The sequence below is a fragment of the Roseibium alexandrii DFL-11 genome (assembly GCF_000158095.2).
In the GTDB taxonomy this organism is placed as follows: Bacteria; Pseudomonadota; Alphaproteobacteria; order Rhizobiales; family Stappiaceae; genus Roseibium; species Roseibium alexandrii.
Window position 1 is genome coordinate 3,919,476 of sequence record NZ_CM011002.1, and the last position, 11,155, is coordinate 3,930,630.

Here is an 11,155-nt window from a genome sequence, read left to right on the forward strand (position 1 = left end):
GTAAATCTCTTATTAACCAAGCAGAATATCGCCGCCAATCTGCATGCGATTGCCACACTTTAAAGGATCCACTAGGGTCCAAGGCCTGGATTTACAACGTGGGTCTATGGATTTCATATGTCGGGAAAAGATCCCCTCTCCGTCGTTTGTTTCGGTGATTCGCTCACCTGGGGGTTTGTGCCGGGAACAAAGTCCCGTTACGGCCACGACGAGCGCTGGACACGCCTCCTGCAAAAGGAACTTGGTTCTGACTATTATGTCATCGAAGAGGGCGTGAATGGCCGGACGACCGTCTTTGACGACCCCGCCCGCGGCGACAAAAACGGTCTTGAGCACTTGGCAACCGTTCGAAAGACGCACATGCCGATCGACATCCTGATCATCATGCTCGGAACGAATGATCTACAAGACCGGTTTCAGATGAGCGCTGATGCGATCGGCCTTGCGATGGGGCGGCTGCTGTTTGCCGCCACGCAAGCGACTGATGATGTCGAAGGCCGCGCCCCAAAAGTACTCTTAATGTCGCCGCCGCCGCTTGGGGATTTTACGGGCAAGGAATATGCCGGCCTTTTCTCACAAGACCACAGTGTCGCCCAGTCAAAGCTTCTGGCGGGCGTCTATCAGAAGCTGGCGGAAACCTATAGCGTTGCCTTTTTCGATACGGGATCCGTAGTGTCGGTCAGCGAGGTAGATGCCGTGCATCTTAAAGCCGAACCGCAAAAGGATCTGGCCAAGGCGATTGCGGAAGAAGTGCGGAAGCTGGCGAAGGCTGCCGTCTAGAAATCGACCGTCAAACCCTTGATTTCCCAATCATCATAACGCGTTGGCTCCAGGCCGCCGCGGCCGTCGACTTCCGGTGCCATGGCGTTGTGTTTGGCGTCGATTTCCTTGCGCCGGTCCTCGGCTTCTTTCAAGGCGCGCTGGGCTGCCGGAGGCAGATCCTCGAATTTGCGTTTTGGAGCTTCGGCCACGTCTGTCTTCAGGGAGGGCACTTCGGTTGCCGTGAATTGCGCCGTTTCCGTATCTTTCGTATCGGTCATGGTTTCCGCTGTCAGCCAGATTTAAAAACTTTGGGGTTATATAGGACAAACTTGCCAAGAATGGCAGGCATCCCCATCTTGAACATTGGGAAAAGACTGCGGCAAATTTCGTCCGTAGCTTCTAACTGAAACGGATAAGGCACCGATGAATTACGTTCGCACAGCCATGTTGCTTGCAGGTATGACGGCGCTCTTCATGGGCCTCGGGTTCATGATCGGCGGTCAGTCGGGCATGTTGATCGCGCTCGCGATTGCGGCCGCGATGAACGTGTTCAGCTATTGGAATTCGGACAAGATGGTCCTGCGCATGCACCATGCACAGGAAGTCGATGAGCGCTCGGCACCCGAGTATTACGGCATGGTCCGCCAACTGGCGCAAAATGCTGATTTGCCGATGCCGAAGGTCTACATCATCAACAACCCGCAGCCAAACGCCTTTGCGACTGGACGGAACCCGGAAAACGCAGCTGTTGCTGCGACCACCGGGTTGCTGGACATGCTCAGCAAGGAAGAGGTGGCTGGCGTGATGGCGCACGAGCTTGCGCATGTGAAGAACCATGACACCTTGATCATGACGATCACGGCGACCATTGCCGGTGCGATCTCGATGCTTGCGAACTTTGCCTTTTTCTTCGGGGGCAATCGCAACAATCCCCTGGGCTTTGTCGGTGTCATCTTGATGATGATCGTTGCGCCGATGGCGGCGATGATCGTGCAAATGGCGATTTCCCGAACCCGCGAGTATGCCGCGGATCGCATGGGCGCGCAGATCTGCGGTGAACCAATGTGGCTGGCGTCTGCCCTGGCGAAAATATCCGGCGGTGTCGAGCGCATCCACAATCCGGATGCTGAGGCCAATCCGGCGACGGCACACATGTTCATTATGAACCCGCTTTCCGGCGAGCGCATGGACAATCTGTTCTCCACGCACCCGAACACGCAGAACCGGATTGATGAGCTGCGCAAATTGTCGGAAGCCGGATTGGGCACCGCAGGACGCGGGACATTTGCTCAATCGCGAGCGCCGCAATCAGGCCCATGGGGCGGCACAACTGGTGGCAGGTCTTATGATGAGCCGCCGCGCCCGAAAGGCCCGTGGGGCTAAACCTTGAAAACACCTTGGCGTCAGCCGGGGTTGGATCTAGAATGTTCGTCAACGCGCCGCAGCCGGAAGCCCGGACTGCGGCGCTTGATTTTGACACCCGCTGAAGTGTGCGGGTCTGCCCATCAGGACAATTTCGTGAGCAAATTACCTAAAAAAAACAACAAGCCTTCGAACGGCGCCCCGGCTGAAAGGTTAGAAAAACCAGGTTTTGCGGCCCGTAAAGTCGCTGCCGATATCCTCGGAAACGTGGTGCACAAGAAACGTCCTTTGGACGGCGAACTGGATATGGCGTCCGGACATTCCGGTTTCCGGGCTTTGGCTGCGAATGACCGGGCCCTGGTGCGCGCCATCGCGGGTGCTGCCCTCCGTCACCGCGGCGAAATTACGGAAATCCTGGGCCGGCTGCTGGATCGCGATATTCCGGAAAAAACCGGCCGGGTGCTCGACATTCTCCATGTCGCCATCGCGCAGATGCAGTTTTTGGACATTCCCGACCGCGCCGCTGTGTCGCTCGCCGTTGATCATGCGTCCATGGATCGCCGGGCCCGGCCCTATAAAGGTCTGGTCAATGGTGTCCTGCGCCGTCTTGGGCGCGAGCGGGACGAGATCACGTCAGATCTCGATGCCCCCCGGCTCAACACACCGGATTGGCTTTGGGAAAGTTGGCAAGCGGCTTATGGCGAGGAAGGTGCACGGGCAATCGCAAAGGCGCACGAGAGAGAGGCTGCACTTGATTTGACTGTGAAAGCCGATGCAGCAGCATGGGCAGAAAAGCTCGATGGTGTGGTTGTCGGCGCTGGCAGTGTTCGGCTCACCAAGAAGGGTGCCGTGGATGCGCTGGAAGGGTTCGAAGACGGTGCTTGGTGGGTGCAAGATGCCGCTGCTTCCCTGCCGGCCAAACTGCTGGGCGATGTCTCGGGCAAGCAGGTTGCCGACCTTTGTGCGGCGCCCGGCGGTAAAACAGCGCAGCTTGCTGCAGTTGGTGCTGAGATAACGGCCATCGATATCTCAAAAGCCAGGCTTAAGCGGCTTGCGGAAAACATGACCCGTCTCGGATTGTCTGTGACGACCGTTGCAGCCGACTTGCGGGAATTTGAACCGGAAGTCCTTTTCGATGCGATCCTGCTCGATGCGCCGTGCAGTGCGACGGGGACCATCCGGCGTCATCCCGATGTGCCCTGGATCAAAAAGCCTTACGACATTGAAAAGCTGAGCGAAATTCAGACAGCGCTCCTCGACCGCGTCATGTCTTGGCTTAAGCCGGGCGGAGTTCTGGTCTATTGCACCTGCTCCTTGGAGCGCGCCGAGGGCGAAGGCCAGGCAGAGGCGTTTTTGGAGCGGAACAAGGACCGCGTGTCCCTGGTGCCGGTCGATGCAAGTGAAATTGGCGGCCTTGCCGAAAGTGTTACACCGGAGGGGTATCTTCGCTGCCGGCCGGATCAGTCTGCGGGCCCTGAAACCGGGCTTTTCGGCATGGATGGTTTTTTCGCCGCGCGGTTTAGGGTCTCTTAACGCGGAATAAACCCTTCAACTGTCATGATTCTATAAATGATTTGCTAACCTTAACGGCTGAACCGGAGCGATGGGCCCGGCTGCGTGAATGGAGATCGTTATAGATACGCATAGACCATCGGTGTTGGAGATGGTTCGGTGAGCAATGCCACCCTCTCGGAGCGCGGGCGCATTTGGGGCCTGGTGGCGCTGTACATCTGGCAACGGACCCGGAAATGGATGCATGGCGGACCAATCTCCCGCTTGCAGCCATTTTCATCTGTGCCCGAGCGCTTGCTAATTGCCCCGCAGGATCTCAGAACGGCCGATGCAACAAACGCGGCCGACATCTACGGCGGACGATTTTTATTCTCAGGTCATCTCGTTGAGACACAAGGCCGGTCTCCGTTCGAGCTTCAGGCGGTGCACGAAGACTGGCAACGCGAACTTCACGCCTTTGGATGGCTGAGGGATCTGCGGGCTGCCGACAGCCAGATCGCGCGGCAGAATGCCCGTGCTCTGGCAGAGGACTGGATCAAATACTGTGGCCGCTGGCATCCGATCGGGTGGGAAGCGCCGATCGTCACACGGCGCATTTTGACGTGGCTGGCGCACTCTCCGTTCATTCTCCAGGACGGCGATCACAGTTTCTACCGGATCTTCATCAAGTCTCTGGCGCGCCAGGTCCAGTATCTCCGGCAGACGATCAATGAGACCGAAGATGGGGTAGAGCGGCTTCATGCAGCGCTCGCCATTGCGTCAGCCTGTATTTCCATGGCGGGGCAGGGCAGGTTTGCGCGTCAAAGCATTCGCCGGCTTGATCAAGAACTGTCTCGTCAGATCCTGCCAGACGGCGGGCATATCTCAAGAAATCCGCGGGCGTTGATTGACATCCTCGCTGACCTCCTGCCCGTGCGTCAGGCCTTTGTGGCGCAGGGGCTTGAAGTCCCGGCGGCCATGGTTCAGTCGGTAGACCGAATGATGCCGCTGATGAAGTTCTTCCGCCATGGCGACGGAGCGCTTGCCCACTTTAACGGCATGGGCTCCACACCCAGCGACCTCGTCGCAACAATTCTGGCTTACGACGATGCCCGGGGAGCGCCGCCCACCAATGCACCGCATTCGGGATACCAGCGCTTGAGCGGAGGATCATCGGTCGTCTTGGTCGACACGGGTCCTGCGCCGGACATTGCCTTGTCCGGGAACGCCCACGCCGGCTGCTTGTCCTTCGAGTTCTCTACCGGTGCCCATCGGATGGTGGTCAATTGCGGGGTTTCGTCAAAATCGAACCCGGTCTGGCGTAAAGTGAGCCGATCCACCGCCGCCCACTCGACCGCGTCGATTGACGATACCTCCTCTTGCCGGTTTCTTTCGGAAAAGCCGTTCGGCCATTTGCTCGGCGCGCCGATCCTGTCCGGGCCGCGCGTGATCGACATTTCCAGGGAAGATGACGCTGCGGGCTGCCGTGTGATTGCCTCTCACGACGGCTATGCGGCGGATTTCAATGTTCTGCATCAACGGGATTTGCGGCTGTCGGCCGACGGAACGGTTCTCGATGGCATCGATACGTTCCAGGCCGTCAGCTCTTTAGATCCGGATATGCTTTATACCATCCGCTTCCATCTTCATCCGGCGATTAAGGCATCTTTGATCCGGGCCGGGTCTGCCTTGTTGCTGGTATGCCGTGACGGCGAAGCGTGGGAGTTCGAGGCGCCCGGTATCGAGATTGCTTTGGAAGAAAGCATCTATCTTTCAGATGTTTATGGTCACAGGAGATCTGAGCAGATTGTTATCGCCGGTCCGTTGGAGGCAGCGCCCTCTGTCGGGTGGCAATTCCGGCGGACGGCCACGGCTAAACTGAGCCGGCGCGGAACCAGCGATTTCGATGAGACGGAAGAACTGCCACTCGAAGATCCGCCAGTGGATACAAGCGAAGACGCTGCGGCCGCAGCAGACGATACGCCTTTGGACTGACAATGCACCCCAGGATGATCTGAAACCTTCCGCTTTCCGGCCAGACGTGTTACGGGGCGCCACGCTTTCCCGCCCCGTTCCAGCTGAGAGGCAGTCTTCATGGCCATTGTGTCCAAAGCCGTACCCGTTCCAGAATTCGTCCGTGTCAAACGTGCCCTTTTGTCAGTCTTTGACAAAACCGGCCTTGTCGACTTCGCAAAGGCGTTGGCGGACCGCGGCGTTGAGCTTGTGTCGACAGGCGGATCCTACAAGGCTTTGAAAGACGCCGGACTAACCGTTCTTGATATCTCTGAAGTTACCAATTTCCCGGAAATCATGGATGGCCGCGTAAAAACGCTCCACCCAGGTGTGCATGGTGGTCTCTTGTCGATCCGCGATGACGAAGATCATCAAAAGGCGATGGCCGATCATGGCATCACCGGCATCGATCTTTTTTGCGGCAATCTTTATCCCTTTGAAGAGGTTGTTGCGTCCGGTGCCGACTATGCAACGGGTATTGAAAACATCGATATTGGCGGGCCAGCCATGACGCGTGCAGCGGCCAAGAACCATGCCTATGTCACCGTGGTCACAGACCCGGCCGACTACAATTCTGTCATTGACGCGCTGGATGTGAATGGCGGCAAGGTCCCGTTGGACTTGCGGAAGAAATTGGCGCTAAAGGCGTTTGCGCGCACGGCTGCCTATGATGCAGCAGTGTCGAACTGGATGGCAGATCAACTGAATGAGGCAACACCGGCCCACAGGGCTATCGGCGGCGCGCTCTCAGAAGTTATGCGTTACGGCGAGAACCCGCACCAAACAGCTGGCTTCTATAAAACGGGCGAAAAGCGGCCGGGCGTGGCAACCGCGACGCAGTTGCAGGGCAAGACCCTCTCCTACAACAACATCAACGACACCGATGCGGCTTTTGAACTGGTCAGCGAGTTCGATCCGGCCCGCACGAGCGCAGTTGCGATCATCAAGCACGCCAATCCTTGCGGTGTTGCGGAAGGCGCAAGCCTTCGGAATGCTTATGAAAAGGCCCTGCGCTGTGATCCGGTATCAGCGTTCGGCGGCATCGTTGCCCTGAACCAAAAACTGGATGCGGCAGCGGCTGAAGAGATCGTCAAGATTTTTACCGAAGTCATTATCGCACCCGATGCCGATGAAGCGGCCCGCGAAATCATTGGCTCGAAGAAAAATCTTCGGCTCCTGGTCACCGGTGGACTTGCCGACGCCCGGGCCAAGGGACTGTTCGTCAAATCCGTGGCTGGTGGTCTGCTGGTCCAATCACGTGACAACGGTGTTGTCGATGATCTCGATCTGAAAGTCGTGACCAAGCGGGCGCCAAGCGATCAAGAAATGCAGGATCTCAGGTTCGCCTTCCGGGTTGCCAAGCACGTCAAGTCCAATGCAATCGTCTATGCCAAGGATGGCGCAACGGTGGGCGTTGGAGCCGGTCAGATGAGCCGGGTGGATTCAGCGCGGATTGCCGCCCGCAAGGCCTTGGATGCGACGGAAGCTGCCGGATTGTCCGAGCCACTTACTAAGGGCTGCGTTGTTGCGTCGGACGCGTTTTTCCCGTTCGCCGACGGATTGCTGTCTGCCGCCGAAGCGGGTGCAACTGCAGTCATCCAGCCGGGTGGTTCCATGCGAGATGATGATGTGATCAAGGCAGCCGATGAGGCTGGTCTTGCGATGGTCATGACCGGCATGCGGCACTTCCGGCACTGATTGAGTAAAATTGCATCTTTTACTGATGGTAGAAGGTGCATTTCTCAACGAGCGGCAATAATCCCAAGGCCATTGAATACCTTGTTAATCTCCGAAGGCTAATTTGTTCGCAAAAGCAGCAGTGCGTCTGTTGCGGCGAATCGATTGGCTAACGGAGAAGATCCGGTGTTTAAAAATGCGAAGGTCACTACAAAACTCGTAGGCGTTAGTGTTGCAACGCTTGCTTTGGCCTTGGTCGGTGGGATCGGGGTCATCGGCTGGCAAGCCTCACAGATGACGCAATCTCTTGCAGTCGCGCAGGCAGATGCCGTTGCTGAGGATCAAGCGGAACTGGTCCAGCGGACCATGGAGAATGGCCTTGTCACCGCTCAATCGCTTGCTGCTGCCCTGACAGGCCTCAAAAGCACAGGAAATCAGGATCGCAATCAATGGATGGCGATTGTTGAAGAGACGCTGCACAAGAACGTCGACTTCTCTGGCACCTGGGGCGCCATTCCATTCGATGGGCTGGACGGTAAAGACGCTGAGTATGTCAGTGCTGAAAAGCACGACGAGAGCGGCATGTGGCGGCCATATTTCTTCAGGCTCGCTGACGGCAAGCTCGGGTACCGCCCGATGGGTGATCTGGAAATGGATCAGCCCGGCAAAAGTCTTTGGTTCAATGTGCCTTTTGAGACCGGTAAAGACTACGTGACCGAGCCTTATAGCTGGGAAGCTGACGGAAAGACCGTTACCGGCGTGTCGTTTGGTATTCCGGTGAAAGAAGGCTCCAAGGTCATTGGTGTCGCGGGCGGTGACATTATGCTGACACCGCTGTCAGGGGCCCTGGGTGAACAGAACCCGCTTGGTACCGGGTCGGTACACCTGATTTCCCAAAACGGATCCTGGATCGCACATCCGGACGGGGCGCTTTTGGGTAAGGAATGGAGCGAAGGACGGTCTGAGACCGATCTGGAGGTCAAAGATGAGTTGCTTACAGCCGTCCAGAACGGCGAAAGCTATGTTTACGAAGGTTACTCCAACACTCTCGGAACGAACGTTTTGCGGATCGTCAAACCAGTTAGCATTGGCCGGACAGACGCTAAAATGGCAGTTGTTGTCAACGTACCGTTTTCGACCCTGAATGCGGCTTCGACCCAGATCATGACCATGATTGCAGTGGTCGGCCTTGTTTTGTTGTTTGTCGTGGCAACCTCGATCTACATCGTGGGTACGAATATCGTCCGCCGTCCGCTGGAACGCGCTGTTGGCAGCATTCAGGCCTTGATTGACCGCCGCTATGAAGAGCCGATCCACGACACGGATCGCCAGGATGAAATTGGCGAGATCAGCAAGGCTCTGGAAGTCTTCCGTGACAAGGCGCAGCAGGCGGAGGCCTTAGCGACCGAGCAGGAAGAAACCCAGCGCCAGCAGCTTGCGCGGGCAGAAAAGATCAGCGAGATTTCTCAGGATTTCGACCGGAAGATCACAGAATTGACTGCGACAGTGATGGCGCAGGTCGAGGATCTGAACGGCGCGTCTGTTACCCTGACGGCGGGTGCAGATGACACCAGTGAGAAGAGTACGACGGTTGCCGCGGCTTCCGAAGAGGCGTCTTCGAACGTGGAAACTGTTGCATCTGCTGCTGAGGAGCTCATGGCATCGGTTGGGGAAATCTCCCGTCAGATGACACAATCAACGGAAATTGCGTCTCATGCCGTGGATCAGGCGCAGGCAACCAATTCCAAGATTGAAGGTTTGGCAGAAGCGGCTCATCGCATCAGTGAAGTGCTCAAGCTAATCACAGATATTGCAGAGCAGACCAACCTACTGGCATTGAATGCAACGATTGAAGCCGCACGGGCCGGAGAAGCCGGCAGGGGTTTTGCGGTTGTTGCTGCCGAGGTCAAGGAGTTGGCGACGCAGACGGCGAAGGCAACAGAAGAGATTTCGACACAAATCCAATCCGTTCAGGCAGAAACTGCAGGATCGGTCGATGCCATCAAGGGTATCTCGGAAACGATCGAAAAGATGAACGAAATTTCGTCCAGCATCCAGTACTCAGTGGAACAGCAAGGCATGGCCACTGAAGAAATCGCACGTAATATCCAGGAGGCCTCCAACGGCACGCAGGAAGTTGCGCAGAACATCGTCAAGGTCGCGGCATCCGCTGACGACACCGGCAACACGGCCCGTCAGGTCAGTAAGTCGGCCAACGTGTTGCAGAGCGAGGCCGTCCGCTTGAAACAGGAAGTCGAAAACTTCCTTGAAGGGGTTCGTGACGTGGCTTAGGTCTTTCTAAACTGGAATAAATCGAACGCGCCGGGTTATTGCCCGGCGCGTTTTTCTTTGACCATCATGAGCAGGACGAGGCCGGCTGCAAAGAAAATCAGGATCACAGACATTCCCGCTGGCTGGCTGTCGGCTGTCGCTGTCACAATCGCAACGGCAAGTGGCGCCAGAAAACTGGTCACCTTTCCGGACAAGGCTAGAAGACCAAAATACTGGGTCATCAATTCTTTGGGCGCCAGTTGGATGAGAAGGCTGCGGCATGAGGCCTGCAAAGGTCCTGACACGGCGCCGATGATTGCGCCAAGGGTGATGAAGATTTGCTCCGGCAGGGACGCGAACAATGCACCTTCCGGGGCGGCTGGTGTCTGAATGAAGAAGAACACCGTTGTTCTGTCGACGGAGATCATGCCCAGCCCACAGATCATCAAAACGATCAGCGAGAAGGCGATGACGATCTTGGGCCCGAACCGGTCGTCCACCTTGCCGCTAAGCAAGAGGCCAAGCGTCCCCGTGATCGTCAGAATAATGCCAAAAGTGCCGATCTGGATGGACCCCCAACCTAGCTGGCCGGCCGCATAAATCCCACCAAAGGCAAACAGGGCGACCAAGCCGTCCTTGAACACCATGTTTGCGATCAGAAACAGGAAGATGTTGCGGTTTTGTCGGGCATGGCGAAGGCTGTGCTGCAGATCCGTCAGACCTTTGGAAACAGCCGCTCCGATTTTTCCGACTGACGGGGCATCCGGAACAAAGAGAAACATCGGTAAGGCGAAAATCAGGTACCAGATCGCGGAAAAAGGCCCCGAGGCCCGGTCGCCTTCATAGGTTGCTGCATCAAGACCGAAAAGGGGGGTAAAGCCGAGCAGTGTGCGACCGGTATCAGGATTTGCAGCCAAAAATCCAAGAACAAGGACGAGCGTGACCAGTCCGCTTGCATATCCCAACGCCCAACCAAAACTTGATAACCGTCCGATATGTGTCGATGGGACAAGTTTCGGCATCATGGCATTGTTGAAGACTGTTGCGATCTCGATCGAAAGGGTTCCAATCGCAAAGGCAACAAGGGCAATCATCACCGCGTTTGGATTGCCCGGAGCTGCGTACCAGAATGCCCAGCAGCATATGACAAAGGGGATCGAAAAGCAGAATATCCAAACTTTCCGGCGGCCGGTTGCATCGGCAACAGAGCCGAGGATGGGAGCCAGAAACGCTATTCCCAACCCTGCCGCTGCTGTCGCGTACCCCCAAAGGCTTTGGCCTTCTGTCGGGTTGTCGGCCAAGGCGGAAGCGAAATAGGGTGCAAAGACAAATGTCGTGATGAGCGTGAAAAAGGGTTGCGCGGCCCAATCAAAAAAACCCCAGGCGACGACCGCGCGCCGCCCCGGGTTTTTAAACGCAATATCAGGTGCGGCAGTCATTGGAAATTTGCTCTCCTGGGATCTCTGAGAACTTTAGCGTCAACCTTGGCACGGCCCGGCGCCAAGCGCACTCATCAAACAAAAAGGCCGGAAGCGAAACTCCCGGCCTTTTCTATCAGTTAGTCTGCCTCTGGTGCAGG

Annotated in this window: 8 protein-coding genes; 6 read left to right on the top strand and 2 right to left on the bottom strand. The window is 56.7% G+C overall.

What is annotated here, in order from left to right; genetic code table 11:
• Positions 1-117: 117 nt before the first annotated feature.
• Positions 118-780, top strand: a complete 663-nt coding sequence (locus tag SADFL11_RS18000; protein ID WP_008195091.1) for an SGNH/GDSL hydrolase family protein — start codon at positions 118-120, stop codon at positions 778-780.
• Here the strand turns inward: SADFL11_RS18000 and SADFL11_RS18005 are convergent.
• Complete coding sequence (locus SADFL11_RS18005; protein ID WP_008194342.1) at positions 777-1,040, bottom strand: DUF1674 domain-containing protein; 264 nt, start codon at positions 1,038-1,040, stop codon at positions 777-779. The two genes, SADFL11_RS18000 and SADFL11_RS18005, sit on opposite strands and share 4 nt — an antisense overlap.
• 145 nt (positions 1,041-1,185) lie before the next feature.
• On the opposite strand from SADFL11_RS18005, the gene htpX reads away from it, so the two are divergent.
• The 5 genes from htpX to SADFL11_RS18030 all read left to right on the top strand — a co-directional run bounded on the left by htpX (position 1,186) and on the right by SADFL11_RS18030 (position 9,597).
• Positions 1,186-2,145, top strand: a complete 960-nt coding sequence (gene htpX, locus SADFL11_RS18010) for a zinc metalloprotease HtpX (protein WP_040451184.1) — start codon at positions 1,186-1,188, stop codon at positions 2,143-2,145.
• Between the two features lie 135 nt (positions 2,146-2,280).
• A complete protein-coding gene (gene rsmB, locus SADFL11_RS18015) occupies positions 2,281-3,657 on the top strand; it encodes a 16S rRNA (cytosine(967)-C(5))-methyltransferase RsmB (protein WP_040452662.1) in 1,377 nt (458 codons plus the stop codon).
• A gap of 138 nt (positions 3,658-3,795) precedes the next feature.
• Positions 3,796-5,610 (top strand): heparinase II/III family protein, encoded by a 1,815-nt coding sequence (locus SADFL11_RS18020; RefSeq protein ID WP_050776015.1) that lies wholly within the window; start codon positions 3,796-3,798, stop codon positions 5,608-5,610.
• Between the two features lie 99 nt (positions 5,611-5,709).
• Complete coding sequence (gene purH / locus SADFL11_RS18025; RefSeq protein ID WP_008196085.1) at positions 5,710-7,326, top strand: bifunctional phosphoribosylaminoimidazolecarboxamide formyltransferase/IMP cyclohydrolase; 1,617 nt, start codon at positions 5,710-5,712, stop codon at positions 7,324-7,326.
• A gap of 165 nt (positions 7,327-7,491) precedes the next feature.
• On the top strand, positions 7,492-9,597 hold the full coding sequence (locus SADFL11_RS18030; protein WP_040451183.1) for a methyl-accepting chemotaxis protein: 2,106 nt from the start codon (positions 7,492-7,494) through the stop codon (positions 9,595-9,597).
• A 35-nt stretch (positions 9,598-9,632) separates the two neighbouring features.
• Here the strand turns inward: SADFL11_RS18030 and SADFL11_RS18035 are convergent, their stop codons facing one another.
• Positions 9,633-11,015, bottom strand: a complete 1,383-nt coding sequence (locus SADFL11_RS18035; RefSeq protein WP_008190730.1) for an MFS transporter — start codon at positions 11,013-11,015, stop codon at positions 9,633-9,635.
• Positions 11,016-11,155: the final 140 nt, after the last annotated feature.